This is a genomic window from Streptomyces sp. NPDC059248 (genome assembly GCF_042753905.1).
Lineage (GTDB): Bacteria > Actinomycetota > Actinomycetes > Streptomycetales > Streptomycetaceae > Streptomyces.
Genome location: NZ_JBHYZV010000092.1, coordinates 1 through 26,291, shown reverse-complemented (window position 1 = coordinate 26,291; position 26,291 = coordinate 1). Strand labels below are relative to the sequence as shown.

Sequence of the window (26,291 nt, the reverse complement as noted above, 5' to 3'; positions counted from 1 at the left end):
CGCTCGCCACCCCCTTGCCCCTTCGCCCGTGTCACGGCCCGTCGCGTGCCGGGCCGATCCACCGTCGCCGGGCCTCAGCCCATCAGCGGCACACCGCCGGTCGGCAGCGTCTCGACGGGCAGACCGCCCGAGGTCAGGCCCTCCATCGGCAGGGCCTCGGTGGGCAGGCCGCCCTCCAGGGAGCCCGCGGTCAGACCGCTGTCGCCCAGCGACTTGGCGGCACCGTCGGCGGTCTTGCCGAGCAGTCCGCCCGCGTTGCCCGCGGCCTCGCCCGCGGTCTCCTCGGCGGCGGGCGCGGCGGCCCGGCTCGCGCCGCCGAGCGCCTTGCCCGCGGCGGGGACGGTCTGCCGGACGGCGTCGCCACCGGCGCCGCCCGCCAGCTCGGTCGTCTGCCGCGCGGCACCGTCGACGGTGGTGCTCACGCCGTCGGCGTCGAGGGCGGTCAGCCCCGCGACCGGGGCGGCCTGGCCGAGATCGACGGCGCTCGCGGACCCGGCCGCACCGACCACGGGGGCTGCGCCGGCCGCGATGAGCAGGGCGGCGCGGGCGATCCGGCGGGTCAGGGGGAGGGACATGATGCTCCTTGAGACGAGGGGGCAAGGGGTGTTCCGCCGTGACAACAGCTCCGAGGGCGGGGGAAGTTGCGGTCTGCCGGAGTAAAGAGTTCGTAATGCATCGCATAATCAGCCCTGCGGGAAAGCGGGCAAATGCCACCCGGCCCGATCGCCCGCCGAACCGTCACTGCCCAAAGGGCCCAAGGGATTCGGGGGAGTGGAGGGGGTGGTGGTACGCAGGGGGGCGCGGCCATGGGAGTGATGGCCGTACGTTCCTCCGGAGGGTGAACGGTCGCCTCAGTGTGCGAGCCGGATCCGGACCTCGCCGCCCGCCGTCCGGCCGGGCTCCTTGACCTCGCCCTCGCGCCAGCCGCCGCCGGACTCCCCGGCCCGCCAGAGCCGGCCGTCGTACGAGACCTCCGCGATCCGCAGCCGCTCGGCGCGGGCCACGGCCCAGTGCGCCACCTCCCAGCCGCGGTCGTCGCTCCGCTCGTCGGCCCGCCGCCGGTCGCCGTCGGCGGTGCCGGTGGTGTCGGTGGTGCCGGTGCCGGTGCCGGTGCCGGACGCCGCCGTCCGGGCGGGACCGCCTTCCGTACGGCCGCCCGCGCCGGACGCCCGTACCGGCACGGTCACGACCGCGGCCCCGTCCTCGCCGCCGCCCCGCGCCGATTCCGTACCGGCGCCCGCCGCGCCCTTCGGCAGTACCGAGGGGCCGAACGCCCGTACCAGCTCGGACCGTACGCGGGCCGGATCACCGGCCTCCCCGTCACCGCCCGGAACACACCGCAGGGCCGCGCCCGCCCGGCCCGTCAATGCCGCCGACAGCAGCGCCGCGTTCGGCTCGTGCTTCGCGTACGCCTGCGGGAAACCGCTCCGCTGCACCTTCTGCGCGGCGACCGTCAGCGGCAGCCGTGAATAGCCGGGGACCTCGACGAGGCCGTCGTAGAACTTCCCGGCCGAGTACACCGGGTCCATGATCTGCTCGGCGGTCCCCCAGCCCTTCGACGGCCGCTGCTGGAACAGTCCGAGCGAGTCCCGGTCGCCGTGCCGGATATTCCGCAGCGCCGACTCCTGAAGCGCCGTGGCCAGCGCGATCGTGACCGCGCGCGACGGCAGACCGCGGGTGGTGCCCACCGCGGAGATGGTCGCCGCGTTCGCCGCCTGCTCATTGCTCAGCTCGTACACCGGTCCGCCGCCCGAGGCCGCGCGGACCGTGCAGCCCGGGGCGCCCGACCCGGTGGACTGCTGGGCCACGACATAGCCGATCGACGCGGCGAGCACGGCGCATCCGGCGGCGAGCCGCGTGAGCCGACGACGCCGGGACGGGACGGAGGAGGCGGTTTCGGACACAGGCACACCGTACTAGGGAGTACGGCGATCCGGCCCCGGCTCGGCGGAGGGCCCGTGGGGCCGGGCCGATGCCCGGCACGCACGCCCCTGTCGAGAGCTACCGGCGTGCGCCGGATCGCGCCACCGAGGGACGGGCGCCGTTCCCGCACCGACCGCCGGTAGGGTCGGGAACATGCGCCCCACCATGCTCGATCTCCGGCTCGACGGCCCCGCCCTCACCGCCGCCCTCGTCGATTTCCCCTCCGTGAGCGGTGCGGAGAAACCCCTCGCCGACGCGGTCGAGCAGGCGCTGCGCACCCTGCCGCACCTCACCGTCGACCGGTACGGCAACAACGTCGTCGCCAGGACCGGGCTCGGCCGGGCCGAGCGGGTCGTACTCGCCGGACATATCGATACCGTCCCCATCGCCGACAACGTGCCGTCCCGCCTCGACTCCGACGGCGTCCTGTGGGGCTGCGGCACCAGCGATATGAAGGCGGGCGTCGCCGTACAGCTGCGGATCGCCGCGACCGTCCCCGAGCCCAACCGCGACCTGACCTTCGTCTTCTACGACAACGAAGAGGTCGCCGCGGACCTCAACGGCCTCGGCCTGGTCGCCGACGCCCACCCCGACTGGCTGGCGGGCGACTTCGCCGTACTCCTCGAACCCTCCGACGGCGAGGTCGAGGGCGGCTGCCAGGGCACCCTGCGCGTCCACCTCCGCACCACCGGGGAGCGCGCCCACTCCGCCCGGAGCTGGATGGGGTCCAACGCGATCCACGCCGCCGCGCCGATCCTCGCCCGGCTGGCGGCCTACGAGCCGCGCCGGCCGGTCGTCGACGGCCTCGAATACCGCGAAGGACTGAACGCGGTCCGGATCGAGGGCGGCGTCGCGGGCAATGTCGTCCCCGACGAGTGCACGGTCGTCGTGAACTACCGCTACGCCCCCGACCTCACCGGTGACCAGGCCCTGGACCATGTCCGGGAGGTCTTCGCCGACTGCGGCGTCACCGACTTCACCGTGGACGACCACAGCGGCGCCGCCCGGCCCGGACTCGACCACCCCGCGGCGGCCGCGTTCATGAAGGCCGTCGGCGGGACCGCCCGGCCCAAGTTCGGCTGGACCGACGTCGCCCGGTTCAGCGCGCTCGGCGTACCCGCGGTCAACTACGGCCCGGGGGACCCGCTCCTCGCCCACAAGCGCGACGAACGCGTGGCCGTGGACCGGATCACCCACTGCGAGGAGCGGCTGCGCGAATGGCTGACGTCCGGCTGAACTCCGGGTGATGTCCTGAGGGCGGCCGACGTCCTGTGACGAACCATCGGCCGACCACCTGATGAAGGTCGGGCGACGACACCGGTGAACCGTCGCCCGACGACCTACGCTTGATCGAGCAACGACCAACGACGACGTCCGCGGCGCGGACGTCCGGCGGAGGGAGCACGTCCATGGGCAACTCGGAAGGTGACCGCGGCTGGGAGGAGCAGCGGCAGGGTCCGGTGCTGCGCCGCAGAGACCAGGTCCAGCCCGGCACCACCGACCAGCGGCTGCTGGACACCGAGGGCGACTCGGAATGGGTGCACACCGACCCCTGGCGGGTCATGCGGATCCAGTCCGAGTTCGTCGAGGGCTTCGGCGCGCTCGCCGAACTGCCGAACGCGATCAGCGTCTTCGGCTCCGCGCGGACCCCGCGGGACACCCCCGAGTACGAGGCGGGGATCCGGATCGGCGAGGCGCTGGTCGCCGCGGGCTTCGCGGTGATCACCGGCGGCGGCCCGGGCGCGATGGAGGCGGCCAACCGCGGCGCGCGCGAGGCCGGGGGCGTCTCCGTCGGCCTCGGTATCGAGCTGCCGTTCGAGCAGGGGCTCAACCCGCATGTCGACATCGGGGTGAACTTCCGCTACTTCTTCGTCCGCAAGACGATGTTCGTGAAGTACGCCTCCGGGTTCGTGGTGCTCCCCGGCGGCCTGGGGACCCTCGACGAGCTGTTCGAGGCGCTCACCCTGGTCCAGACCGGCAAGGTGACCCGCTTCCCGATCGTGCTCTTCGGCAGCGCCTACTGGAGCGGGCTCGTCGACTGGCTGCGGGACACCATCGTCGCCCAGGGCAAGGCGTCCGAACGCGATCTGCTGCTCTTCCACGTCACGGACGACGTGGACGAGGCCGTGGCCCTGGTCACCAAGGAGACCGCCCGCTGACGACGGCGGCCCGGACACCGGTACGGACGCGGGTACGGACACTCACCCGGGTACGGGTACGGGTACGGGCGCGGGCGGGGCGGCCCCGCCCGTACCCCCGTGTCCGCCGGGTCACGCCAGGCCGCGCCGCGCCACCCGGGGCTCCCGGTGTCCGGCGATCGCCGCCACCATCTCCAGCACCTGCCGGGTCTCCGCCACCTCGTGGACCCGGTACACCCGCGCGCCCAGCCAGGCCGAGACGGCGGTCGTCGCCAGGGTGCCGATCAGCCGCTCCTTGACCGGGCGGTCGAGGGTCTCGCCGACGAAGTCCTTGTTGGACAGGGACACCAGCACGGGCCAGCCGGTGTCGGCCATCTCCCCGAGCCTGCGGGTGGCCTCCAGGGAATGGCGGGTGTTCTTCCCGAAGTCGTGACCCGGGTCGATCATGATGCCGTCGCGCCGGACCCCCAGGGCCACCGCGCGCTCGGCGAGCCCCACGGTCACCCGCAGGATGTCCGCCATCACATCGTCGTACGCGGTCCGGTGCGGCCGGGTCCGGGGCTCGACGCCGCCCGCGTGCGTACAGACGAGGCCCGCGCCGTACCGGGCGGCGACCTCGGCCAGTTTCGGGTCCACCCCGCCCCAGGCGTCGTTCAGCAGATCGGCGCCCGCCTCGCACACCGCGGCGCCGACGTCGTGGCGCCAGGTGTCGACGCTGATCACCACCGACGGGAAGCGCCGCCGTACCTCGGCGACGAAGCCGACCGTCCGGCGGATCTCCTCGTCGGCGGTGACCTCGTCGCCGGGACCGGCCTTCACCCCGCCGATGTCGATGATCGCCGCGCCTTCCGCGACGGCCTGCTCGACCCGGGCGAGCGCCGGTTCGTCGCGGAACGTGGCGCCTTGGTCGTAGAAGGAGTCCGGCGTACGGTTCACGATCGCCATGATCACCGGCTCCCGCGCGTCGAACTCGCGCTCTCCCAGCCGCAGCATCAGCGGTTTTCCTCCTCGCGTCGTCCAGCTGTGACCCTAACCGTCACACCGGCGTGGCACGATCAGCACCTGACGCATTGCACGCATTGCCCAAGGGGCCGGGAAGGGACGCACGTGTTCTTGTTCTTGCTGATCGCGATGGTCGTGGTCGTCGGAGCGGTCACGCTCGCCGTGCTCGGCGGCGGGGACAGCGCCGCACTGCCCGAGGCGGCGCCGGAGCGGCTGGTGGACCCGCTGCCGCTGACCAGGCCGGTGGGGCGGGCGGATGTGGAGGCGCTCCGGCTGCCGGTCGGCCTCCGCGGCTATCGGATGGCGGACGTGGACGACGCGCTCGCCCGGCTCGGGGCCGAGCTGGCCGAGCGGGACGCGCGGATCGCCGGACTGGAGTCGGCGCTGGCCCAGGCGCGGGCGACCGGCGGTGGAGAGTCGCCGGTGGTGACCGGCCGGGCCAACGGCACACCGGTCGACGCGGTGTCCCTGGTGAAGATCGCGGCGGACGACGGCGCGGGCGTCGTCACCGAACCCGTCAAGCCTGTCGAGCGTGCCGAGCGCCCTGAGCCCGCCGACCCCGCCGAGTCCACCGAACCCGCTGAGCCCGTCGGAGACACCCCCGGGCCCGACGACGTCACGGCCGACGACCTCACGGGTGCGAAGGAGCGGGGCCGATGACGGCCGGCGGTCCGCTGGCCGGGCCCGACGGACGCCTCCGCTGCCCCTGGGGACTCTCCACCGACGACTACGTGGCCTATCACGACGAGGAATGGGGCCGCGCGGTCCACGGGGACGACGAGCTGTTCGAGCGGCTCTGTCTGGAGGCGTTCCAGTCCGGCCTCTCGTGGCTCACGATCCTGCGCCGCCGGGAGGGCTTCCGGCGCGCCTTCTCCGGGTTTCGTATCGCCGAGGTCGCCGCCTTCACCGACGCCGACCGGGAGCGGCTCCTCGCCGACGAGGGGATCATCCGCAACCGGGCCAAGGTCGACGCCACCCTCGCCAATGCCCGGACCCTGGCGGGCTGGGCACCCGGCGATCTGGACCGGCTGATCTGGTCCCACGCCCCCGATCCGGCGGGGCGCCCGGCCCCCGAGACGGTCGCGGACGTCCCCGCGGTGACCGACGAGTCCACGGCGCTGGCGAAGGCGCTCAAGAAGGCGGGCATCCGATTCGTCGGGCCGACCACCGCCTACGCCCTGATGCAGGCGTGCGGGCTGGTGGACGACCATCTGGCGGGCTGTGTGGCCCGGGGCTGAGGGCGGTCCGTTCCGGCCGCCCACCGCCCTTGCACCGCCCGGTCCGCCCTGTCCCGCCCGTGGTCCGGTCACCGGCCGCGGAAGACCGGCTTCTGCTTGGCGACGAACGCGGCGACCGCGTCGCGGTGGTCGTCCGACCCGCCCGCCCGGGTCTGCAGCTCGTCCTCCTTGGCGAGCGTCTCCACCAGGGAGTGCGAAGCGGCGTGGGCCAGGGACTCCTTGATCGCCGCATAGGCCAGGGTCGGACCGTCGGCCAGGGCGCGGGCCACCGAACGGGCCTCGTTCAGGAGAGCCTCGGGGGCGACCAGCCGATTGGCGATCCCCAGTTCGTACGCCTCCGACGCGCTGACCGTGCGGGGGAAGAACAGCAGGTCGGCGGCGCGGCCGGGGCCGACGACCCGGGGCAGGGTCCAGGACACCCCGGAGTCCGCGGTCAGCCCGACCGCGGCAAAGGCCGTGGTGAACGACGCGGCATCGGAGACCACCCGGAAGTCCGCGGCCAGCGCGAAGCCGAGTCCGGCGCCCGCCGCGACCCCGTTCACCCCGGCCACCACCGGCTTCGGCATGCCGGCCAGGGCGGCGACGACGGGGTTGTAGTGCTCACGCACGGTGGTCATGGTGCTCCGGTCGCCGGTCTCGGCGTCCCGGGCCAGCAGCGCCGTGTGCTCCTTGAGGTCCTGCCCTACGCAGAAGGCGCGGCCGTTGCCGGTGAGCAGTACCGCCCGTACGTCCCCGTCGTCGGCGGCCGTGCGGACGGCCTCCCGGAGGGCGACCTTGAGTTCGATGTCCAGCGCGTTCATGGCATCGGGCCGGTTGAGCGTGATCGTCGCGAGTCCGTCGGTCACGTCGTACAGCACGGAGTCGGCCATGGCGGGGTCCCCTTTGCGGCATCTCGGCTCGTCGGTGGTGGTGTCGCTCGGTGTCGCGGACGGTGCCGCGACCGGGTCAGCTCAGCATGGCGGAGATCGCCGGGAACAGGGCCGTGGGCTGTGACCTGTCTCAAAGAAAATCCGCGCCGGCCGCCGGACCGTCTTCCCCGGGATCCGCGGACGGCGGTGCGGCGCCCGGGGAACTACCGGAGATCTCCATGGCGCGGATCGCCGAATTGGGTGGTTTTGAGAATGTGTGTTGCCCAAGCGATGCCGACTGATGTTGGTCATCGGGTCCCGCCATGCGGGATAATGACCTGGAAGCAATGTGTTCGATGCCGTGATGGGCTCCCGCCTGGGTGCCGGTCGGTAGACGATGAGCTGGTTTCAGGAAGGGGAACGAGCATGGCGGCCATGAAGCCGCGGACGGGCGACGGCCCGCTCGAGGTGACCAAGGAGGGGCGGGGCATCGTCATGCGCGTTCCGCTCGAAGGCGGCGGTCGGCTTGTCGTCGAGCTGACACCGGACGAGGCCGACGCGCTCGGCGACGCCCTGAAGAAGGTCGTCGGCTGAGGCGTCCGACCGTTCACCGACCCTGACCACCGCCCCGGCGCGCTACGGCGCCGGGGCGGTGGTGTGTCCGGGGCCGGTTCCGGTGGCCGACCGGCCGGCCCGGGAATCGGCTTTCCGCGTTTCCCGTTTAGCCGATCGCCGTTACGTCTTCCCGGAGCCGGCGCGGAATGCGTTCCCGGAACGGGATCGATCCCGTTCCGGGAAAAGACGGCCGTGCGAAGCCCGGGACGGTTACCGGCTACCGCGTTCCGTATGCCTTCCGGTGCCGATACCCGTGACCGTGACCATGCCCGTGCCGGTGTCTGCGCCCCTACCCGTGCCCATGCCCATGCCCGTGCCCGAGCCCGTGGCCCGGGTCCGAATCCGGGTCGGGTACGCGGCATCCGGGTGGGGGTACGCGGCCGGTACGGCTCAGGCCCGCCGGGCCGCGCACAGCAGACCGTCTCCGACCGGCAGCAGCGACGGCAGGAGATCCGGGCTCTCGCGGACCGCGCGCAGCAACTCGCGCAGGCGCAGCACTTCGGCGGGCTGGGCCGCGGAGTCGACCGTACGGCCCCGGGCGAAGACGCCCTCGAAGCACACCAGCCCCCCCGGCCTCAGCAGTCGCAGCGATTCGGCGAGGTAGTCGAGGTACTCCAGCCGGTCGCCGTCGCAGAACACCAGGTCGTACCCGCCGTCCGCGAGACGCGGCAGGACATCGAGGGCGCGCCCGGGTATGAAGCGGGCGCGGTTTCCGGTGAATCCCGCCTCCCGGAAAGCCTGTTTGGCGAACTGCTGCCGCTCCGGCTCCGGGTCCACGGTCGTCAGGACGCCGTCGGGCCGCATACCGAGCAGGAGGTAGATCCCCGAGACACCGGCCCCCGTACCGATCTCCGCCACGGCTTTCGCGTCCGCGGTGGCGGCCAGCAGGCGCAGCGCGGCACCGGTGCCCGGTGACACCGAGGGGACGCCCGACTCCCGGGCCCGGTCGCGGGCCCAGCGCAGCGGTTCATCCTCGGCGACAAAGGCATCGGCGAACGCCCAGCTCGTCTGCCGGTTGGCGGTAATGGGCCTCTCCTGTCCCCGTAGTTGAACGCGACGTTGACTGTATCCGCTGGAGCCGGGAACCCGCAGATGGGACCGTTCGTTGAACGGGGGAGTCCGCGGATTCCCGGGGAAACGCCGGAATCCGGAAGCCGGGGGCTCCTGGAAGAGCGGGAAGAACGGGAAGAGCCGGCAGGGGCCGGAAGCACCGAGAAGACCGTTGCCGTACTAAGGACTCCCGGCCGGGCGGGAGTAGGGGGACCGGATGGAAGCGAGCCTTCGGCGGGTGCGGTACCCAAATTCGCGTAAAGATTCTTATCCGGAGCTAACGGGCGAGGTGGCTATGGTAGGGGCTCCGCTGGACACCACCAGAGCCGATAGGGGAGGTGCGGCTGCACCTGCGGATCGTCGGGGAGCGCTGCGTCGTTTCCTCGCCAGGTCACCGGGTGAGCCGAAATCTGTGACCGACACCGCTGACCGTTCCACCGCCACCACCACCGCAGCCGCCACCGCGACCTTCGCATCGGATGCGGAATCGCAGGCGTGGACGCCGCCCTCGTGGGAGGAGATCGTCAGCACGCACAGTGGTCGCGTCTACCGCCTCGCCTACCGTCTCACCGGCAATCAGCACGACGCCGAAGACCTGACCCAGGAAGTGTTCGTCCGGGTCTTCCGCTCCCTCTCCACCTATACGCCGGGGACCTTCGAGGGCTGGCTCCACCGCATCACCACCAATCTCTTCCTCGACATGGTCCGCCGGAAGCAGCGGATCCGCTTCGACTCCCTCGGGGACGACGCGGCGGAGCGGCTCGCCAGCCGTGAGCCCTCCCCCCAGCAGGTCTTCAACGACACCCACTTCGACGCGGACGTCCAGCAGGCGCTGGACACCCTGGCGCCCGAGTTCCGGGCCGCCGTGGTGCTCTGCGACATCGAGGGCCTGTCGTACGAGGAGATCGCCGCGACCCTGGGCGTGAAGCTCGGTACGGTCCGCAGCCGGATCCACCGCGGCCGCTCCCATCTGCGCAAGGCCCTGAAGCACCGCTCGCCCGAGGCCCGTGCCGGGCAGCAGCGCGCCCTCGCGGGCGCCGTCGGGCTCGTGGGGGAGGGCGGCACGGCGTGAGCGGATCAGGCCCCACCTCCCACTTCTCCCGGCCCTCGCAGCCGAGAGGCCCCTGGGCCGGGCACTCCTCCCGGCCCGCGCACTCCCCGGCCGAGCACCATCTCGGGGACCGGCTCGCCGCTCTCGTGGACGGCGAGCTGACCCATGACGCCCGTGACCGGGTGCTGGCCCATCTCGCGACCTGCCCCCGCTGCAAGGCCGAGGCGGACGCCCAGCGGATGCTGAAGGACGTCTTCGCCAGGACCGCGCCGCCACCGCCCTCGGCCGGGCTGCTCGCCCGGCTCCAGGGGCTGCCGGCGGGTCCCGGGCTGCCCGGATCCGACGGTCCCGGCGGTCCCGGCCGGGACGACGACCGCGGAGGTCCCTTCGGGGGCGGCCGCGGCCAGGACACCCTCTTCGGTACGCCGCTGCCGACCGCGGGCCGGTCCCCCGGACGTCGGCCGGCGCCCGTGGGCTACCTCCCCGGCGGATCCGGCGCCTTCGGCGGCTTCGGTGCCGGGGCCCACCAGGGCGGCCGTCCGGACGGCGACCGCTCGGTGTGGCGCGGCCGCCGGTTCGCGTTCGCGGCCGCCAGCGCCGTCTCCTTCGCCGCGATCGCCCTCGGCGGGTCCATGCCCGCGGACAGCTCCTCCCAGGCCGGTTCGCGCTCCGGCGGCGCGGGCGGCAGTGGTACGCCCGTCCGCACCGCCGCCACCACCGGTACCGGCACCGCGGTCGCCGCGGGCGGGGTCGGTGGCGCGAGTCAGGGCACCGGCAGCGGTATCAGCACCTCCGCGGCGACGACCCGGGCCGCCGAGTACGAGCGCCGCCGGAACAGCGGCTTCGGCCCCACCCGCTCCGACGAGCGGGTCGTCGGCCGGACCGCCGCCGAACCGGAGGTACCGCTCAATCTGGCCTCCCGCCCCACGCCCACCGCGTTGAACGCCGCCTATCCGGCCTTCCCCGCCTTCAAGGCACCTCCGGTGATACGTCCCATGGGATTCGGCTTCCACCTGGGCGCCCCCCATGGCTTCCTGCCGCCGATGCCGCACTCGGCCCCGGCCCCGGCGCCCCCTTCGGGGGTCGCGTCCCTGCCCGCCCACCCGGTGGCCAACGCCCGGTGATCGCGGAGCCGGTGCGCTCCTGCCGCTGATTCGCAAACCTGGTTGAATCTCCGGGCAGGGTGCCCGCGCGGGCGCCGCCCAGCCGGCAGTTCGCGGGCGAGAACGGGGAGAGCATGGACGACGGGAAGCCCACCGGACCGAGGGCGGCTTGGTGGAGACGGGCCGGTTCCCGGCGCCGGGCCGACACCGGTACGGAGAACGGGACCGGGACGGTACCGGGCGACGGCACGGTGCCCGGGCCGGCTTCCGGGCCCCCGGCCGTACCCCCGGCCCCTGTCCCTCCCGCACCCGCCTCCGTACCCGGCCCGTCCCCGGCACCGGGGACGGAGAGCGCGCCCGTACAGCCCGCCCCCCTGCACGCGCCCGACGCGTACAGCACCCCGCCGTACGGCGGCCCCGGGCCGTGGGCCCCCGCGCCGCCCGTCCAGCGGCCCGTACCGACCCCCGCGCACGGCACCGCGGTCCCGCCGTCGTACCCGCCGGGAGCGGCCCCCGCGGGGCCCCCGCCGGCCGACCCCCGGGCCGGTGGCGCCTACCCGACCGACGGCGCCGGGTTCCAGACGCCGCCCACGCCGCCTTCGCGGCCCGCCGACGCCCCCGTACCCGGCGGGCCGTACCCGGCGTCCCAGTGGCTCCAGTACGACCCCTGGGGCACTCCCGGCGGCGGGCCCCCGGCCGGGCCGCTGACGTATCAGGACGGGCCGCCCGCCCGCCGTCGAGGCGCCCGCGGCCCCGTCGTGGCCGGGGCGGTCCTGCTGGCCCTGGTCTCCGGTGTCGTCGGCGGCGGTATCGGCTCGTACGTCGAGCGCACCGGCGGCTTCGGCAGCGACCGGATCGAACTGGGCCAGGCGCCCGAGGAGAGCCGCGACCGCGCCCCCGACAGCGTCGCCGGGATCGCCGCCCGCGCCCTCCCGGGCGTGGTCACCCTCCATGTCGCCGGCGGCGGAGAGCAGGGCACCGGTACCGGCTTCGTCCTCGACAAGCAGGGCCACATCCTCACCAACAACCATGTCGTCGACCCGGCCGGAAGCTCCGGCGAGATCTCCGTCACGTTCAGCGGCGGGGAGACCGCGCGGGCCACCCTGGTCGGCAAGGACAGCGGCTACGACCTGGCGGTCGTCAAGGTGAGCGGGGTGTCGGGGCTGACCCCTCTGCCCCTGGGGAACTCGGACAACGTCCGCGTCGGCGATCCCGTCGTCGCCATCGGCGCGCCCTTCGACCTCCAGAACACCGTCACCTCCGGCATCATCAGCGCCAAGGAGCGGCCGATCACCGCGGGCGGTGAGAAGGGCGACGGGACCGACATCAGCTATGTCGACGCCCTCCAGACCGACGCCCCGATCAACCCCGGCAACTCCGGCGGGCCGCTGATGGACAACGAGGCCCGGGTGATCGGCATCAACAGCGCCATCCGCGCCGCCGACGGCGGCAGCGGCCCCGAGGCGGGCCGGTCCGGCTCCATCGGCCTCGGCTTCGCGATCCCCGTCAACCAGGGCAAACGCGTCGCCGAAGAGCTGATCAACACCGGTAAGGCCACCCACCCGGTGATCGGCGTCAATCTCGATATGCGCTACACCGGCGCGGGCGCCCGGGTCAGTGAGAAGAACAAGGACGGCAGCCCCACGGTCGTCCCGGACGGCCCCGCGGCGAAGGCGGGCATCCGGCCGGGCGATGTGATCACCGAGGTCGACGGGCGGAAGGTCTACGGCGGGGAGGAGCTGATCGTCAAGATCCGCGCCCACCGGCCCGGCGACGAACTGGAACTGACCGTGGTCCGCGACGGCCAGGAGCGGAAGAAGAAGCTGCGGCTCGGCTCGTCCCAGGGCGACTGACGCCTGGCTGACCGGCGACTGGCCCGCGATCGGCCGGCGGCCGACTCCTGACCGGCCCCCGGCTGACGCCTGGCTGACCGGTGACTGGCCGGTGACTTGCCGGGTCGTGAACGGCGGCGGTTCGACCGGGATCACCCCTTACCGACACGTGACGCGCGGAACGTCCGCCGGGTACGGTGGATCGGATCCCGTCCCCATCCGCGGACCCACGGGCCACGGAGAACACGAGGAGCAACTGGGTGTTCAATGACATAGGCGTACTGGAGCTGGTGGCTCTCGTGGTGCTCGCCGTGCTCATCTTCGGCCCCGACAAGCTCCCCAAGGTCATCCAGGACGTTTCCCGTACGATCCGGAAGATCCGCCAGTTCTCCGACAGCGCCAAGCAGGACATCCGCGATGAACTGGGCCCGGATTTCAAGGACTTCGAGTTCGAGGACCTGAATCCGAAGACGTTTCTGCGCAAGCAGCTCGACGGGAACGACGATCTGCGGGATCTGAAGGAGCTGGGCGAGTCCTTCGACTTCCGCAAGGACATGAACGACATCGCGGACACGGTGAACGGCACCGAGCCCGAGCCCGCCGCTTCGGTCCCCTCGGACGTACCGGACCTGCTGAAGAAGCGGGAGCCCGCGAGCACGCCGGACCTCCTGAAGAAGCGCGACGACCGCGCGCCGTACGACGCCGACGCCACGTAGCCTCCCGCAGGGTCCCGGGCATCCCGGGGCGGGCCCGCCTCGTGTGGCCCGCGTCCCCGGGGCCGTGTTCCGCCCTGCCGCGTGCCGCCCGTGTACGGCTCTCCGCCGTGATGGGTTGCTCGCGCAGTTCCTCGCGCCCCTAAAACCTCCGGTGTACCGCTTCCGTGCGCGGGGATCAGGGAATCCGGGGCCCGATGGCGTTGGGCCACCCGGGGCCGTGGGGGGTCGGCCTCGGTGGTCAATCCCGGCACTCAACGGCGGGGTGGCTATTCTCTCCAACTGTCAGGACGCGAGGACGCCCGAGGGGGGCGGGTCCGCTCCGGACCTGGGATACGGAGAGGCGGCCGGACCGATGGAGACGACGAGCCGGGAGCAACAGCCGGTGGGACCGGTGCTCGACGACTACGTCCGCGCGTCCTTCGACTGGTACGGCCTGGACGAGGCGTTCACCGGGGCGCGCCGGCTGATGCGGGTCGGTGCCGCCGCCGACGGCGTCGTCCAGCACGGGGCGCTGGGCCACGGCGACACCCCGTCGATACGGGCGGCGACGGCCGCGGCCGGGGGCGCCGACCCTGAGCCCAAGGAGCGGTTCGCGGTGGTCGTGACGGTCGCCGCCAGCCCCGTACGCCGCAGTGGTGACGGAACCGGCGTCCTCGACGCGACCTCGGTCTCATCGGCGGCCTGGCTCGCCGGGTCGGGGCTGCTCGCCCACACCTGGCCGCCGCAGATGGACCACTCCCTGCGCGACGACTGGCTCGACCAGCAGACCGAGACCGCGTTCGAACTCGCCGACCGGCTCGAAGCACCGGTCTGGTCCGAGCTGTCGCTGCCGGTCGACGGCGAGCCCACCCCGTTCCACTACCGGGAGACCGACTTCGGCTGGGTCCTGGCGGGCTCCACCCGCGGCGGGGCGCACCTGGGCGCCTACGGGCGCGGCCTGAGCGCCTACGGCCTCGGCTTCGCGGTCGTCCACGATCTGACGCCGTACGTCTGACGGGACCCGTTCCGGGACCCGGAACGGGACCTGTCCAGGGGCCCGGACACCCGGGCCCCGCGGGTCAGAACTTGTTGCGGGGCGTGATCCCGAGGCTCAGCCCCGCCAGGCCGCGCTGACGGCCGCCCAGCTTGCCCGCGATGGCCCGCAGCGCCGAGCCCGCCGGGGACTCCGGGTCGCTGAGCACGACCGGCGTGCCCTCGTCGCCGCCCTCCCGGAGCCGCACGTCGATCGGGATGGAGCCCAGGACCGGCACGTTCGCGCCCGTCGTCCGCGTCAGGCCCTCGGCGACCCGCTGGCCGCCGCCGCTGCCGAAGACGTCCACCATCTCGTCGCAGTGCGGACACGGCAGGCCCGACATGTTCTCGACCACGCCGACGATCTTCTGATGGGTCTGTACGGCGATGGACCCGGCCCGCTCCGCGACCTCGGCCGCCGCCTGCTGCGGAGTGGTGACCACCAGGATCTCCGCGTTCGGCACCAGCTGCGCCACCGAGATGGCGATATCGCCGGTCCCCGGCGGCAGATCCAGCAGCAGAACGTCCAGATCGCCCCAGTACACATCGGCGAGGAACTGCTGGAGCGCCCGGTGCAGCATCGGCCCGCGCCACACCACGGGCTCGTTGCCCGGGGTGAACATGCCGATGGAGATCACCTTCACCCCGTGCGCCGACGGCGGCATGATCATGTTCTCGACCTGGGTGGGGCGCCCGTCGGCCCCCAGCATCCTGGGGACCGAGTGGCCGTAGATATCGGCGTCCACGACCCCGACCTTCAGCCCGTCCGCCGCCATCGCCGCCGCCAGGTTCACGGTCACGGACGACTTGCCGACCCCGCCCTTGCCGGAGGCGACCGCGTAGACCCTGGTCAGGGACCCCGGCTGGGCGAAGGGGACCTCGCGCTCGGTGGTCCCGCCCCGCAGGGACGTCGCCAGCTCGCGCCGCTGCTCGTCGCTCATCACGTCGAGCGTCACATCGACCCGGGTGACGCCGTCGACCCGGGCGACCGCGTCCGTGACGTTCCTGGTGATCGTCTCGCGCATCGGGCAGCCGGAGACGGTCAGATAGACCGTGACGGCGACCGCGCCGTCCGCCCCGATCTCCACCGACTTCACCATGCCCAGGTCGGTGATCGGTCGGTTGATCTCGGGGTCGTTCACCGTCGCCAGTGCCGCGAGCACCGCGTCTTCCGTAGCCATACGGAGATGGTACGGCGCGGGCCGACGGCTGGGGAAAGCCCGTCAGCGGTCGCCTTCGTCACCCTCCGAAGCGGGCCGGTCCGGGAATACACCGGGAGCCCGGTACGGAGACGGCCCCTCAGGACCGCCCCGCGCCCCGTACGGCCCCGGAACCCCGGGCGCCCCAGGCCCCGCCCCGTCCGCCGCGGCCAGGTCCCGCAGCAGGTCCTGGAGCTCGGAACGGATCCAGTCCCGGGTGGCGACCTCCCCCAGGTTCATCCGCAGCGCCGCGATCTCCCGGGTCAGATACTCGGTGTCCGCGATCGACCGCTCGTTCTGCTCCCGGTCCTGCTCGTGGGTGACCCGGTCGCGTTCGTCCTGCCGGTTCTGCGCCAGCAGGATCAGCGGGGCCGCGTACGACGCCTGGAGCGACAGCATCAGGGTCAGGAAGATGAACGGGTACTGGTCGAACCGCAGCTCCCGCGGGGCCCAGATGTTCCACAGCACCCAGAGGATGATGACCGCGGTCATCCAGACGATGAACCGGCCCGTGCCCAGGAACCGGGCGATCCGCTCCGACAGCCGCCCGAACGCCTCCGGGTCGTACTCGGGAAGGATCGTCAGCTTCGGCACCTGCGGCATGTCGAGCCGGGCCCGGGGACGTACCGCCGCCGTCCGGTCCTTGGCCTCGCCCCGGTCGGGGAGGGGCCCGTAGTCGCCGCTCACCGCCCCTCAGCCCCGCCCGCCCCGCCGGACCGGGGTTCCGGCCCGTCCCCCCGTACCGCCGCGTCCTCGTGGAACGCCGACTCCTCGAACTCGGTCTCGCGCCAGTCCTCCGGCAGCAGATGGTCGAGTACGTCGTCCACGGTCACCACCCCCAGCAGCGACCCGCTCTCGTCGACGACCGGCGCCGCCACCATGTTGTACGCGGCGAGATAGCTGGTCACCGCGGGCAGCGGGGTGTCCGGCGCCAGCGGCGGCAGATCACTGTCCACCACCGAGGCGACCAGGGTGTACGGCGGATCCCGCAGCAGCCGCTGGAAATGCGCCGTACCCAGGTACTTGCCGGTCGGGGTCTCGTCCGGCGGCCGGCAGACGTACACCTGCGCCGCCAGCGCCGGGGGCAGATCCTCCTGCCGCACCCGGGCCAGCGCGTCCGCGACCGTCGCGTCCGGCCGCAGCACGATCGGCTCCGTCGTCATCAGCCCGCCCGCCGTGCGCTCCTCGTACGACAGCAGCCGCCGTACGTCGGCGGCGTCGTCCGGCCGCATCAGGGTCAGCAGCCGCTCCTGGTCCTCCTCGGGCAGCTCGGAGAGGAGGTCGGCCGCGTCGTCGGGGTCCATCGCCTCCAGCACATCGGCCGCCCGCTCCTGGTGCAGCTTGCCGAGGATCTCCACCTGGTCGTCCTCCGGCAGCTCCTCCAGCACATCCGCGAGACGGTCGTCGTCGAGGGCCGCGGCGACCTCGGCCCGGCGCTTGGGCGACAGATGGTGCATCACATTCGCCAGATCCGCCGGGCGCAACTGCTCGAACGTGGCGACCAGGCTCTCCGCGCCCTGCGCCTCCTCCTCCAGCGAGAAGCCCGTCACCGCCGACCACGCCACGGTCAGCGTCTCCCCCTTGCGGCGCAGCGCCCCGCCCTTGCCGCGGCGGACGAAGACCCGGTCGATCTCCCAGTCACGGCGCGCGGGCAGCCGCCGTACTGACACATCCAGCACCGTGACCTCCTCGCCCGCGTCACCTTCGCCCGCGCCGTCGTCGCCCGCGTCGCCCGCGCGCACCAGCCGCACCCGGCGGTCCAGCAGCTCGCCCAGGACCAGCCGCTCGGTGGGCCGCTGCTCGAACCGGCGGACGTCGAGCACGCCGGTGGTGATGACCTGGCCGGACTCGATCCCGGTCACCCGGGTCATCGGCAGAAAGATCCGGCGGCGGGTCAGCACCTCCACCACCATGCCCAGCAGCCGGGGCGGCCGGTGGCCGACCCGGAGCATGGCGACGAGATCGCGGACCCGGCCGACCCGGTCGCCGTTCGGGTCGAAGACGGGCACCCCGGCGAGATGGGAGACGAAGACCCGGGGGCTGCTGCCGGCCATGCTGCTCTTTCGTCCGGTTCCGCTGGTGAACGCTGCCGTTCAGGGCTTTCAGGCTAGCCCGTACCGATTGTCGGCGCCGGTGGTCGGCGTCCGTATGGCTTCCGTACGGCTGCCGGTGAAGCCGCCGCTCAGCACCGGTACGCTGCGCACTGCCACCCCATCAGAAGCCGATGAGAGGCAGTGCGCAGGTGACTCTCCTCCCCTCCGTTTCCCGGCGTTCCGGGCCCCGCCCGGCCGCCCCGCGGACCCTCAGAACTCGTCGGGCGGCGCTCGCCGCCGCGCTGTGCGCCGGGCTCGTGGCCGGGACCGCAGGCTGCGGCGAGAAGGAGGACCCCGACAAGGGCACCAACGGGCTGGGGAAGCTGACCGCGACCGAGATCGACGACCGGGCCAGGACGGCGGCCGACGCGGCGAAGGCCGTCCGGCTCTCCGGGACGCTCGTCGGCAAGGGCGGCACCTACAAGCTGAACATGCGGCTGAAGGACGGCGGTGGCACCGGCTCGGTGACCGCCGGCGAAGAAACGTTCGAGCTGCTGAGGATCGGCGACGATCTCTACCTCAAGGCCGACGCGGACTTCTGGACCACCCGCGGGGAGGACGGCGCCGAGCCGACGAAGTGGGGCGCCGAGGCGGCCGACAAGCTCGACGACAAGTACGTCAAGGTCCCGAAGGACGACCCGGCGTACGACCAGTTCCGCGGCTTCACCGACAAGGACGCCATGCTGGAGGGCTTCCTCGGGATGCAGGGGGAGCTGGAGAAGGGCGACCGTACGAAGATCGGCGACATCCGCACGATCAAGGTCAGCGCCGGCGAGGGCGCGGGCGGGGAACTCGACGTATCCCTGGAAGGCGCGCCCTACCCGGTCCAGTTCGCCCGTGCGGGCGGCGCGGGCGTCCTGACGCTGGCGGAGTGGGACGTCGACTTCCCGCTCGCGCCCCCGCGGCAGTCCGCGGTCGTCGACTACGGCCGGGACCTGGGCACGTCGGACCGCGGCTCGAAATCCGACGACTGACGGCTGACCGCTGACGGTCGACGGCTGACGATCGATGGCCGATGGCCGATGGCCGGGCGCCGGTCAGGAGCGGTCGCGGCGGCGGAAGAGGAGCCGGGGGAGCGCGGCGGGGATCGGCCGACGCGTCGTCGCCGGGCTGACGGCGGGCGGCACGGCCAGGGATCCGTCCGGGAGCGCCGCCGCCACCGACACCGGTTCGAGGCGCAGTACCCGGCAGTCCGCGGCCCACTGCTCCGGCAGCCCCTCCGTGTCGGTCGCGTTCAGCCGCTTGGCCCTCAGCTCGGCCACCGCGGACTCCCACGCCTCGGAGCGGGGCACGAGCTCCGTCACCGAGGCGCGCCAGGACAGCAGCCGGCCGCCCTTGTCCTTGCTGCGTACGGTGATGTCCGCGGCGCCGCCCGCGACGAGACCCGGCAGCGGCTGCTCCACCGGGCCGTCGCCCACGACATGGGCCGCGCCCTCGTGCCAGACGTGCCACAGGGCCCGCTCGGGCGCTCCGGGGGTCTCCCCCCTGACCCAGACGAGGCCGGACTTCTTGGTGGCCTCCTCGATCAGGGCGGGGCCGAACTCCGGGTCCGGGGCGGGGGTCGCGTCCTGGCCGGGGGCTGCGGCGGGCTGCGGGTCTGTCATGCCCGCAGCCTACCGGCGGCCCCCGGCCGGGACGGAGCGTCCGGCGGCCGGTTCCCGGCCCCGGCCGGACCTTTCCGGGGGCGTCAGAGCCAGCCGTTCCGCTTGAGGGTGCGGTGGATGGTGAAACAGATGACCGCGATCCCGGTCAGCACCATCGGATAGCCGTACTTCCACGTCAGCTCGGGCATGTACGCGAAGTTCATCCCGTAGACGCCGCACACCGCCGTCGGTACGGCGATGATCGCGGCCCAGGAGGTGATCTTGCGCATGTCCTCGTTCTGGGCGACGGTCGCCTGCGCCAGATTGGCCTGGAGGATCGAGTTCAGCAGCTCGTCGAAGCCGATGACCTCCTCCTGGACCCGGGCGAGGTGGTCGGCGACGTCTCGGAAGTACTTCTGGATATCGGGGTCGATCAGCCGCATCGGCCGCTCGCTCAGCAGCTGCATCGGCCGCAGCAGCGGTGTCACCGCCCGCTTGAACTCCAGCACCTCCCGCTTCAGCTGGTAGATCCGGCTGGCGTCGGTGCCCCGGGGGCCGCCCTTCGACGGTGTCGAGAAGACCTCGATCTCCACCTCGTCGATATCGTCCTGCATCGCCCCGGCGACCGCGATATAGCCGTCCACGACATGGTCGGCCAGCGCGTGCAGCACCGCGGAGGGGCCTTTGGCCAGGAGTTCGGTGTCCTTCTGGAGGCCGTGCCGCAGGGCCCGCAGCGACCCCTGCCCGCCGTGCCGGACCGTGATCACGAAGTCCCGGCCGGTGAAGCACATCACCTCGCCCGTCTCGACGTCGCTCGGCTCCGACGGCTCGGCCGCCTCCACGTAGTGGACGGTCTTGAAGACCGTGAAGAGGGTGTCGTCGTACCGCTCCAGCTTGGGCCGCTGATGGGCGTGGACCGCGTCCTCCACGGCGAGCGGGTGGAGGCCGAACTCCGCCGCGATGCCCGCGAACTCCTCCTCCGTGGGCTCGTGCAGCCCGATCCAGGCGAACCCGCCGCCCTCGCGGACCCGCAGCATCGCCTCGCGCGGGGTGAGACAGCTGTCGCTCGCCAGGCGGCGGCCGTCGCGGTAGACGGCGCAGTCCACGACGGCGCTGGAGGCGGAGGGGTCACGGGCGGTGTCGTACCCGGAGGGGCGGGGCGGGGCGTAGGCGTCGCCGGTACCCCTGCGCCGGGAGGGGCGGACGGCGGCGCGCAGGTCACGGATCATCGACATGGCTTACTCCATTCACGGAGAGGCCGTCGGCACGCGGGGAGGCGCAGCCCGGAATGGGGACGTGATCTCTTACGTCCGCAAAGCGGGCGGCACCGCGGATCGACGCGCGGTGACGGCGTTCGCAACAGACAGACTTCGCAACAAGCGGGTCGTGCTGGTCAAAGCTGGTGAGAGCTGGAGGAATCCGGAGAAACCCGAGGAATCCCGAAGCGATATCGAGAACTGGGTTTCGACCGGTGTGAACGGTGCTCTTCCGCCGTACGAAGACGCCGCCGGTGCGTCGGTGAGCCGGAGTACCCGGGGGTACGGAACGGCCGCCGAAGGTCCTTCAGCCGCGCGGGCGACGAAGGAGCGGGATCACCTGACGGGCGCGGTCGCGAACGTGGCGCCGAAACAGGGCCGTACGGAAGAGCGGCTGGTACTGCACGGTCGACTTCGATCCACCGTGGACCCCACCTCCTCCGGCCGGTCCCCCGTAGGGGACTGCGGACCCCCGTACGACGGGGGCGCGTGTCACGGGCGGGACGCCGGGCGGCGCGTCGGAGGCGCCGGCCAAGTGATGTCCCGACCAGCCGCCAACACTATCAGCCGACCGACGGTCAACTGTTGTCCTTGCCCGTTCCCTACGCGCTTTATGCTCGCGGCATGGCAGATGTTCTCGCTCTGGTCGAATCCCGTTTGCTGCTGGGGCTCGGGGAGCCCGACGCCAGGGCCGCGGTGACGTTCCTGGGGACGGACCGCGTCGAGGTGCTGCGGTTCACCGGCCGGGACGCCGCGGAGCCCGGCGGCGGTACCGGCGCCGGGCCGGAGGGGCTCGTACGGTACGCGACGCTCGGGATGTCGGCGCGGCCCATGACCGATCCCACGGCGACGCTCGCCGACCCGCTGAGGGGGCCGCGCGCCGAGCTGCTGCTCACCGTACGGGCCGGGTTCGCCGATACCGACAAGGTCCTCCGCCCGCTCGCCGTACTCGCCGCGTCTCCGCAGGTCGAGGGCGTGGTCGTGGCGCCTGGGGCGTCCCTGGACCTCGGGGGGCCGCTGTGGCCGGGGGCGCCCTTCTCGTCCGTCCTGGTCGGTGAGGCAGGGGGCCTGGTGGAGGACCTGGAACTGGACGAGCCGATGGACCCGGTCCGCTTTCTGCCGCTGCTGCCGATGACACCCAACGAGGCCGCGTGGAAACGGGTCCACGGCGCCGGGCAGCTCCAGGAACGCTGGCTGGCCCGGGGCACCGATCTGCGTGATCCCCTGCGCTCCTCGGTACCGCTGGACTGACGCGCCCGGACCTGCGCACCCACGCCGCCCGGTCGCCGGCCCCGCCCCGCCCGGCGCACCCGGCGCGCGGCGACGGGTCGCGGGCGCGGTTACACCCCCGTACCACCGCCCGCAAGTGCACACGCCGGAAAGAGTGATCGTCCTTGACGCGGCGACGGCCGGGTAGGACCGTTGAGACCTATGAGGGGCGAACCCAGTTGCCCGAAGTGTGGTGGCCGGGTCAGGGCGCCCGGTCTCTTTGCCGACTCGTGGCAGTGCGATGTGCACGGCGCCGTGCACCCACTCCAGCCGGTGATCCCACCGAGCGTCGAAGCCCTCGGCGTCGCGGTGCACCGTGCCCGGGTGCCGGTGTGGATGCCCTGGCCCCTGCCCGTCGGCTGGCTCTTCACCGGTGTCGCGTACGCGGGTGACGACCGCAGCGGCGGCCGGGCCACCGCCGTCGCCTGCACCGGCCCTGGGCCGCTCGGCGGCATAGGCGAACTGCTGCTGATCGCGGAGGAGTTGGGGGTCGGGCTCGGCGCGCGGTACGCCGGGATCGACGGCCCCGACCCCGGCCCGCATATCCGTACCGACCACGCGCCGCAGGCGAAGATACTGGCTGCGGGCCGCCCCACGCCCCTCTGGCACGTGCTGGCCGCACCCGACGACCGGGCCGTCTTCGCCGGGGAGGCGCGGGGACTGTGGCTGTGGGCCATCGTCTGGCCCGGCCGTTCCGGACTGCTCATGTACGACGAACTCGTCCTGACGGATCTGCGGGACGCGGGCGCGGAGGTCGAGCTGGTGCCCTGCGGCGCCCTGTCGCAGCGGCTGCTGTCCTGAAGCCGCCGAACGCCGAACGCCGAATGCCGCGGGCCGCCGACCGCAGGCCCGGGGGCCGCGTCGTACGGAGGGGGCGGGGCCGAACGGGTGTGATCGACGACGCGTCGGAGCGGCGCCGATCCCCGATAGACTGAAACGTCCCGTCCGCCGAGCCCCGGAGTCATGCGTGCGTATCGATCTGCACACCCACTCCACGGCGTCGGACGGTACGGACACCCCTGCCGAGCTGGTCCGCAACGCGGCCGCCGCCGGTCTGGACGTCGTCGCGCTCACCGACCACGACACCACCCGCGGGCACGCCGCCGCGGTCGCCGCCCTCGCGGACCTCGACCGTCCCCTCACCCTTGTCACCGGCGCCGAGATATCGTGCGCCGTCGACGGCATCGGTCTGCATCTGCTGGCCTACCTCTTCGACCCCGACGAGCCCGAGCTGCTGCGTGAGCGGGAGCTGCTCCGCGACGACCGGGTGCCGCGCGCCCGCGCCATCGTGACCCGGCTCCAGGAGCTGGGTGTGCCCGTGACCTGGGACCAGGTCGCCCGGATCGCCGGTGACGGCTCCGTCGGCCGCCCGCACATCGCCGCCGCCATGGTCGAGAGCGGCGTCGTCGCGACCGTCTCGGACGCCTTCACCACCGAGTGGATCGCCGACGGCGGCCGGGCCCACCTCGACAAGCACGAGCTCGACCCCCGTACGGCGGTACGCCTGGTCAAGGCGGCCGGCGGGGTCGCGGTCCTCGCCCATCCCGCGGCCGTCAAACGGGGCCGTACGGTCTCCGACGAGACGATCGCCGCACTCGCCGACGCCGGACTCGACGGCATCGAGGTCGACCACCTCGACCACGACGAGCCCGCCCGCGTCCGGCTGCGGGGCCTCGCCGCCGAGCTGAACCTGCTCACCACCGGCTCCAGCGACTACCACGGCAGCCGCAAGGACGTCCCGCTCGGCCACTTCACCACCGACCCGGAGATCTTCGGCGAGATCACCCGCCGGGCGACCGGCGCGTTCCCGGTCCCGGGCGCGGGGGGACGTACCTCCGTCTAGGTTCCGCGCGCACACCCGCCGGACGGCCGTCCGGCCGCGGTCCCGTGCGCCCGGCCGCCTGCCGCCGCCGTATCGCCTTCCGCCCGTTCCCCCCCGCTCTTCTCCCCGCAAGGCACCACCATGTTCGATGCCGCCGTTTTCGGCTCCCTGTTCCTGACTCTCTTCGTCATCATGGATCCCCCCGGGGTCACCCCGATCTTTCTCGCCCTGACCTCCGGGCGCCCCGCCAAGGTGCAGCGCCGGATGGCCTGGCAGGCCGTGGCCGTGGCCTTCGGCGTGATCACCGTCTTCGGCCTGGTGGGTCAGCAGATCCTCGACTATCTGCATGTCTCCGTGCCCGCGTTGATGATCGCGGGTGGTCTGCTGCTGTTGCTGATCGCGCTCGATCTGCTCACCGGCAAGACGGACGAGCCCAAGCAGACCAAGGACGTGAACGTCGCACTCGTCCCCCTCGGGATGCCGCTGCTCGCCGGGCCCGGCGCCATCGTCTCGGTGATCCTCGCCGTCCAGAACGCGAACGACGCCTCGCAGCAGATCGCCGTCTGGTCGGCGATCGTGGCGATGCACGCCGTCCTCTGGCTGGCGATGCGCTACTCGCTGGGCATCATCCGGCTGATCAAGGACGGCGGAGTGGTCCTGGTGACCCGCCTCGCGGGCATGATGCTCTCGGCCATCGCCGTCCAGCAGATCATCAACGGTGTCACCCAGGTCGTCCAGGGCGCCTGAGTCCCGATGGCGTATGCGACAGCGCCCCCGCGGAGATCCGCGGGGGCGCTGTCATGTGTGTGGGCCGTCGGCGTTATGAAACAGCCGGGTCGGCCGGGCGGATGTAGAGGCGCTGGCCGGTGGCCGCTGCCTGCTGAACGATCCGGTTGACGGAGGCGGCGTCCACGACGGTGGTGTCCACGGCGGTGCCGTCGACGTCGTCCAGGCGCATGATCTCGAAGCGCAAGGCTTCTCCCTTCGTCTGATCCTCCTGCTGGAGAACTGTGTGGTGTCTCCTCGGTTCAACAGACGATGGCCGGGCAAATATTCCGTACGCTAAAGAAAACTTTTCCCTGCCTAACGAATCACCTGAAGGTGGCAACAGCGGGGCACCTGGTCAGTGCGGGTCCCAGAAGGCGGTGAGCGCGGCGGCGGTCTCCGCCGGGCGGTCCGTGTTGGGGGAGTGCTCGGCACCCGCGATGATCGTGCGCAGGGCCCCGAGACGTACCGCCATCTCGTCCATCAGCGGTACGGGCCAGGTCTCGTCGCGCTCCCCGCTCAGGACGTGTTTCGGCAGCGGCCGTACGGCGGCCAGCTCGTCGACCCGGTCCGGCTCCGAGGTCAGGATGTGTCCCGTGGCGATCAGCTGGCGCGGATGGGTCCGCAGCCAGCGCTCCCGCAACAGCTCCTCGTGCGCGTCGTGCCCGGCCCCGCCGGGCTCGGTGTCGGCGGAGCCCAGCTCGGTGTCGGCGGGCGGCTCCAGCGCCTGCATGGCCTCCCACACCTCCGCCATGCTCAGGGTCGCCAGCGCGTCGCCCAGCAGCCGGACGCGCTCGCGCTGCGCCGGGCCGACCCGGGCGGGTCCCGACGCCATCAGAGTCAGGGTCCGGAACGGCGACGCGTCGGCCAGGACCGCCGCACGGGAGATCAGCCCGCCGAGTGAGTGCCCCAGCAGATGGACGGGACCGGGCCCGCCGCCGTCCTCCGCGGCGATCGCCGCGGTCTGCGCCAGCAGGTCCCGGCCCAGCTCGTCCAGTGTGTACGCGGCCGGGTCTTCGGTACCCGGTGACTCGTACTGCCCGCGCCCGTCGATGGCGACGGCCCGGTATCCGGCGTCCGTCAGCGGCTTGAGGAGGGCGATGAAGTCCTCCTTGCTGCCGGTGAAACCGGGCACCAGGACGGCCGTCCCCTTCGGGGCGCCGGCCGACGCGCCCGGTCGGGCGTCGAGTACGGCGAAGCCGCCCCGGTCGGTGGTCAGGGTCCGGGAGCGGGCGCAGCCGGGCGTCTCGAAGGTCGGGGGGCGGCTCATGCGTTCGAGATTACGGGGTCGGGGCGGGGAAAAGACGGACGGCCCGTCCCCGGGTGGGGACGGGCCGTCGTTCGCGCCTGAATCGGCGCGGCCGTCAGCTCTCGGGCTGCGCGACCGCGGCCTTGCGCGCCCGAGGGGCGCGCTTGGGCTTCTCCGTTGTCTCGGCCGGTTCGGTCGTTTCGGCTGTGGCGCTCGCGGTCGTCTTCTTGACGGCGCGGGTGCGCTTGGGCTTCTCGGCCGGTTCGGCGACCGCGACATCGGGCACGGTGTCGGCGGTGGTGGTCTTCTTGACCGTCCGCTTGCGTACCGGCTTGGCGGGGGCGTCGGCCTCGGCCTGGGGGGCTTCGGTGGCGACGGCCTTCTTGACGGTACGGGTCCGCTTCGGCTTCTCCGCCGTCTCGACCGGCTCGGCCGTTTCGGCTGTGGCGCTCGCGGTCGTCTTCTTGACGGCGCGGGTGCGCTTGGGCTTCTCGGCCGGTTCGGCGACCGCGACATCGGGCACGGTGT

Annotated in this window: 26 protein-coding genes and 2 pseudogenes; 15 read left to right on the top strand and 13 right to left on the bottom strand. The window is 72.8% G+C overall.

Annotated elements, in window-relative coordinates:
• Nucleotides 1-74: 74 nt before the first annotated feature.
• Together ACFXG1_RS28810 and ACFXG1_RS28805 are read right to left on the bottom strand one after the other, a co-directional pair.
• Nucleotides 75-575 carry an ATP-binding protein gene (locus ACFXG1_RS28810; RefSeq protein ID WP_384724451.1) on the bottom strand — a complete coding sequence of 167 codons (501 nt, stop codon included), beginning with the start codon at nt 573-575 and terminating at the stop codon, nt 75-77.
• A gap of 276 nt (nt 576-851) precedes the next feature.
• On the bottom strand, nt 852-1,904 hold the full coding sequence (locus tag ACFXG1_RS28805; protein ID WP_384745180.1) for a hypothetical protein: 1,053 nt from the start codon (nt 1,902-1,904) through the stop codon (nt 852-854).
• A gap of 172 nt (nt 1,905-2,076) precedes the next feature.
• Between ACFXG1_RS28805 and dapE the strand changes: the two genes are divergently transcribed.
• Both dapE and ACFXG1_RS28795 read left to right on the top strand, forming a co-directional pair.
• A complete protein-coding gene (gene dapE, locus ACFXG1_RS28800) occupies nt 2,077-3,159 on the top strand; it encodes a succinyl-diaminopimelate desuccinylase (RefSeq protein WP_384716911.1) in 1,083 nt (360 codons plus the stop codon).
• A gap of 173 nt (nt 3,160-3,332) precedes the next feature.
• The gene (locus ACFXG1_RS28795; protein ID WP_384716914.1) at nt 3,333-4,082 is read left to right on the top strand and encodes a TIGR00730 family Rossman fold protein; all 750 of its coding nucleotides are present in this window, start codon (nt 3,333-3,335) and stop codon (nt 4,080-4,082) included.
• Between the two features lie 111 nt (nt 4,083-4,193).
• On the opposite strand, the gene folP is transcribed toward ACFXG1_RS28795, so the two are convergent.
• On the bottom strand, nt 4,194-5,054 hold the full coding sequence (gene folP / locus ACFXG1_RS28790; protein ID WP_384716917.1) for a dihydropteroate synthase: 861 nt from the start codon (nt 5,052-5,054) through the stop codon (nt 4,194-4,196).
• A gap of 114 nt (nt 5,055-5,168) precedes the next feature.
• On the opposite strand from folP, the pseudogene ACFXG1_RS28785 reads away from it, so the two are divergent.
• Both ACFXG1_RS28785 and ACFXG1_RS28780 read left to right on the top strand, forming a co-directional pair.
• Nucleotides 5,169-5,471 (top strand): annotated as a pseudogene (locus tag ACFXG1_RS28785) (DivIVA domain-containing protein); the annotation flags it as partial.
• Between the two features lie 248 nt (nt 5,472-5,719).
• Nucleotides 5,720-6,301 carry a DNA-3-methyladenine glycosylase I gene (locus ACFXG1_RS28780; RefSeq protein ID WP_384716920.1) on the top strand — a complete coding sequence of 194 codons (582 nt, stop codon included), beginning with the start codon at nt 5,720-5,722 and terminating at the stop codon, nt 6,299-6,301.
• A gap of 68 nt (nt 6,302-6,369) precedes the next feature.
• Here ACFXG1_RS28780 and ACFXG1_RS28775 read toward each other — a convergent pair whose 3' ends face one another.
• Entirely contained in the window at nt 6,370-7,170 is an 801-nt protein-coding gene (locus tag ACFXG1_RS28775; protein ID WP_384716923.1) for an enoyl-CoA hydratase/isomerase family protein, read from the bottom strand.
• A 405-nt stretch (nt 7,171-7,575) separates the two neighbouring features.
• Here ACFXG1_RS28775 and ACFXG1_RS28770 point away from each other — a divergent pair, with 405 nt between their 5' ends.
• On the top strand, nt 7,576-7,743 hold the full coding sequence (locus tag ACFXG1_RS28770) for a DUF3117 domain-containing protein (protein WP_003966491.1): 168 nt from the start codon (nt 7,576-7,578) through the stop codon (nt 7,741-7,743).
• A 411-nt stretch (nt 7,744-8,154) separates the two neighbouring features.
• On the opposite strand, the gene ACFXG1_RS28765 is transcribed toward ACFXG1_RS28770, so the two are convergent.
• A complete protein-coding gene (locus ACFXG1_RS28765; RefSeq protein WP_384722487.1) occupies nt 8,155-8,856 on the bottom strand; it encodes an O-methyltransferase in 702 nt (233 codons plus the stop codon).
• A gap of 253 nt (nt 8,857-9,109) precedes the next feature.
• Between ACFXG1_RS28765 and sigE the strand changes: the two genes are divergently transcribed.
• The 5 genes from sigE to ACFXG1_RS28740 all read left to right on the top strand — a co-directional run bounded on the left by sigE (nt 9,110) and on the right by ACFXG1_RS28740 (nt 14,510).
• A complete protein-coding gene (gene sigE / locus ACFXG1_RS28760; protein WP_384722481.1) occupies nt 9,110-9,886 on the top strand; it encodes an RNA polymerase sigma factor SigE in 777 nt (258 codons plus the stop codon).
• Nucleotides 9,883-10,989: an anti-sigma factor family protein gene (locus ACFXG1_RS28755; protein WP_384745177.1), complete on the top strand. Its 1,107-nt coding sequence runs from the start codon at nt 9,883-9,885 to the stop codon at nt 10,987-10,989. Before sigE ends, ACFXG1_RS28755 begins: the two co-directional genes overlap by 4 nt.
• A 113-nt stretch (nt 10,990-11,102) precedes the next feature.
• On the top strand, nt 11,103-12,821 hold the full coding sequence (locus ACFXG1_RS28750) for a trypsin-like peptidase domain-containing protein (RefSeq protein WP_384745175.1): 1,719 nt from the start codon (nt 11,103-11,105) through the stop codon (nt 12,819-12,821).
• A 239-nt stretch (nt 12,822-13,060) separates the two neighbouring features.
• Entirely contained in the window at nt 13,061-13,516 is a 456-nt protein-coding gene (locus ACFXG1_RS28745; protein ID WP_384715091.1) for a sec-independent translocase, read from the top strand.
• Between the two features lie 352 nt (nt 13,517-13,868).
• Nucleotides 13,869-14,510: a hypothetical protein gene (locus ACFXG1_RS28740; RefSeq protein WP_384715094.1), complete on the top strand. Its 642-nt coding sequence runs from the start codon at nt 13,869-13,871 to the stop codon at nt 14,508-14,510.
• Nucleotides 14,511-14,574: 64 nt separating this feature from the next.
• Here ACFXG1_RS28740 and ACFXG1_RS28735 read toward each other — a convergent pair whose 3' ends face one another.
• Genes ACFXG1_RS28735 through ACFXG1_RS28725 form a run of 3 tightly spaced genes read right to left on the bottom strand, consistent with a single transcriptional unit; the run spans nt 14,575 to nt 17,780 of the window.
• Nucleotides 14,575-15,708 (bottom strand): Mrp/NBP35 family ATP-binding protein, encoded by a 1,134-nt coding sequence (locus ACFXG1_RS28735; protein WP_384745172.1) that lies wholly within the window; start codon nt 15,706-15,708, stop codon nt 14,575-14,577.
• Between the two features lie 42 nt (nt 15,709-15,750).
• Nucleotides 15,751-16,413: a DUF1003 domain-containing protein gene (locus ACFXG1_RS28730; protein ID WP_384715097.1), complete on the bottom strand. Its 663-nt coding sequence runs from the start codon at nt 16,411-16,413 to the stop codon at nt 15,751-15,753.
• Entirely contained in the window at nt 16,410-17,780 is a 1,371-nt protein-coding gene (locus ACFXG1_RS28725) for a magnesium transporter MgtE N-terminal domain-containing protein (protein WP_384745170.1), read from the bottom strand. Before ACFXG1_RS28725 ends, ACFXG1_RS28730 begins: the two co-directional genes overlap by 4 nt.
• Nucleotides 17,781-17,968: 188 nt before the next feature.
• Here ACFXG1_RS28725 and ACFXG1_RS28720 point away from each other — a divergent pair, with 188 nt between their 5' ends.
• On the top strand, nt 17,969-18,793 hold the full coding sequence (locus ACFXG1_RS28720; RefSeq protein ID WP_384745168.1) for a hypothetical protein: 825 nt from the start codon (nt 17,969-17,971) through the stop codon (nt 18,791-18,793).
• 63 nt (nt 18,794-18,856) lie between these two features.
• Here the strand turns inward: ACFXG1_RS28720 and ACFXG1_RS28715 are convergent, their stop codons facing one another.
• Both ACFXG1_RS28715 and ACFXG1_RS28710 read right to left on the bottom strand, forming a co-directional pair.
• Nucleotides 18,857-19,423 carry a hypothetical protein gene (locus ACFXG1_RS28715; RefSeq protein ID WP_384745166.1) on the bottom strand — a complete coding sequence of 189 codons (567 nt, stop codon included), beginning with the start codon at nt 19,421-19,423 and terminating at the stop codon, nt 18,857-18,859.
• Between the two features lie 83 nt (nt 19,424-19,506).
• Nucleotides 19,507-20,637, bottom strand: a complete 1,131-nt coding sequence (locus tag ACFXG1_RS28710) for a magnesium and cobalt transport protein CorA (RefSeq protein WP_384717731.1) — start codon at nt 20,635-20,637, stop codon at nt 19,507-19,509.
• A gap of 645 nt (nt 20,638-21,282) precedes the next feature.
• On the opposite strand from ACFXG1_RS28710, the gene ACFXG1_RS28705 reads away from it, so the two are divergent.
• From ACFXG1_RS28705 to ACFXG1_RS28690, 4 genes are all read left to right on the top strand, one after another.
• On the top strand, nt 21,283-21,909 hold the full coding sequence (locus ACFXG1_RS28705) for a suppressor of fused domain protein (RefSeq protein ID WP_384717728.1): 627 nt from the start codon (nt 21,283-21,285) through the stop codon (nt 21,907-21,909).
• A 180-nt stretch (nt 21,910-22,089) separates the two neighbouring features.
• On the top strand, nt 22,090-22,728 hold the full coding sequence (locus tag ACFXG1_RS28700) for a DUF6758 family protein (protein WP_384717725.1): 639 nt from the start codon (nt 22,090-22,092) through the stop codon (nt 22,726-22,728).
• Nucleotides 22,729-22,894: 166 nt separating this feature from the next.
• Entirely contained in the window at nt 22,895-23,770 is an 876-nt protein-coding gene (locus ACFXG1_RS28695) for a PHP domain-containing protein (RefSeq protein ID WP_384717722.1), read from the top strand.
• Nucleotides 23,771-23,890: 120 nt separating this feature from the next.
• Entirely contained in the window at nt 23,891-24,496 is a 606-nt protein-coding gene (locus tag ACFXG1_RS28690; protein ID WP_384717719.1) for a MarC family protein, read from the top strand.
• A 73-nt stretch (nt 24,497-24,569) separates the two neighbouring features.
• Here ACFXG1_RS28690 and ACFXG1_RS28685 read toward each other — a convergent pair whose 3' ends face one another.
• The 3 genes and pseudogenes from ACFXG1_RS28685 to ACFXG1_RS28675 form a co-directional block, all read right to left on the bottom strand.
• The gene (locus ACFXG1_RS28685; protein ID WP_384717716.1) at nt 24,570-24,722 is read right to left on the bottom strand and encodes a hypothetical protein; all 153 of its coding nucleotides are present in this window, start codon (nt 24,720-24,722) and stop codon (nt 24,570-24,572) included.
• Nucleotides 24,723-24,872: 150 nt separating this feature from the next.
• Nucleotides 24,873-25,784, bottom strand: coding sequence for an alpha/beta fold hydrolase (locus ACFXG1_RS28680; RefSeq protein ID WP_384745163.1), 912 nt, complete (start codon nt 25,782-25,784; stop codon nt 24,873-24,875).
• A gap of 94 nt (nt 25,785-25,878) precedes the next feature.
• Nucleotides 25,879-26,291, bottom strand: a pseudogene (locus tag ACFXG1_RS28675) (DEAD/DEAH box helicase); the annotation flags it as partial.

Coding starts and splice junctions, on each gene's coding strand:
- ACFXG1_RS28725 (WP_384745170.1), bottom strand. CDS start 17,780: ATGGCCGGCAGCAGCCCCCGGGTCTTCGTCTCCCATCTCGCCGGGGTG.
- ACFXG1_RS28795 (WP_384716914.1), top strand. CDS start 3,333: ATGGGCAACTCGGAAGGTGACCGCGGCTGGGAGGAGCAGCGGCAGGGT.
- ACFXG1_RS28715 (WP_384745166.1), bottom strand. CDS start 19,423: ATGACAGACCCGCAGCCCGCCGCAGCCCCCGGCCAGGACGCGACCCCC.
- ACFXG1_RS28780 (WP_384716920.1), top strand. CDS start 5,720: ATGACGGCCGGCGGTCCGCTGGCCGGGCCCGACGGACGCCTCCGCTGC.
- ACFXG1_RS28770 (WP_003966491.1), top strand. CDS start 7,576: ATGGCGGCCATGAAGCCGCGGACGGGCGACGGCCCGCTCGAGGTGACC.
- ACFXG1_RS28750 (WP_384745175.1), top strand. CDS start 11,103: ATGGACGACGGGAAGCCCACCGGACCGAGGGCGGCTTGGTGGAGACGG.
- dapE (WP_384716911.1), top strand. CDS start 2,077: ATGCGCCCCACCATGCTCGATCTCCGGCTCGACGGCCCCGCCCTCACC.
- ACFXG1_RS28775 (WP_384716923.1), bottom strand. CDS start 7,170: ATGGCCGACTCCGTGCTGTACGACGTGACCGACGGACTCGCGACGATC.
- ACFXG1_RS28710 (WP_384717731.1), bottom strand. CDS start 20,637: ATGTCGATGATCCGTGACCTGCGCGCCGCCGTCCGCCCCTCCCGGCGC.
- ACFXG1_RS28690 (WP_384717719.1), top strand. CDS start 23,891: ATGTTCGATGCCGCCGTTTTCGGCTCCCTGTTCCTGACTCTCTTCGTC.
- ACFXG1_RS28705 (WP_384717728.1), top strand. CDS start 21,283: ATGGCAGATGTTCTCGCTCTGGTCGAATCCCGTTTGCTGCTGGGGCTC.
- ACFXG1_RS28700 (WP_384717725.1), top strand. CDS start 22,090: ATGAGGGGCGAACCCAGTTGCCCGAAGTGTGGTGGCCGGGTCAGGGCG.
- sigE (WP_384722481.1), top strand. CDS start 9,110: ATGGTAGGGGCTCCGCTGGACACCACCAGAGCCGATAGGGGAGGTGCG.
- ACFXG1_RS28735 (WP_384745172.1), bottom strand. CDS start 15,708: ATGGCTACGGAAGACGCGGTGCTCGCGGCACTGGCGACGGTGAACGAC.
- ACFXG1_RS28810 (WP_384724451.1), bottom strand. CDS start 575: ATGTCCCTCCCCCTGACCCGCCGGATCGCCCGCGCCGCCCTGCTCATC.
- folP (WP_384716917.1), bottom strand. CDS start 5,054: ATGCTGCGGCTGGGAGAGCGCGAGTTCGACGCGCGGGAGCCGGTGATC.
- ACFXG1_RS28680 (WP_384745163.1), bottom strand. CDS start 25,784: ATGAGCCGCCCCCCGACCTTCGAGACGCCCGGCTGCGCCCGCTCCCGG.
- ACFXG1_RS28740 (WP_384715094.1), top strand. CDS start 13,869: ATGGAGACGACGAGCCGGGAGCAACAGCCGGTGGGACCGGTGCTCGAC.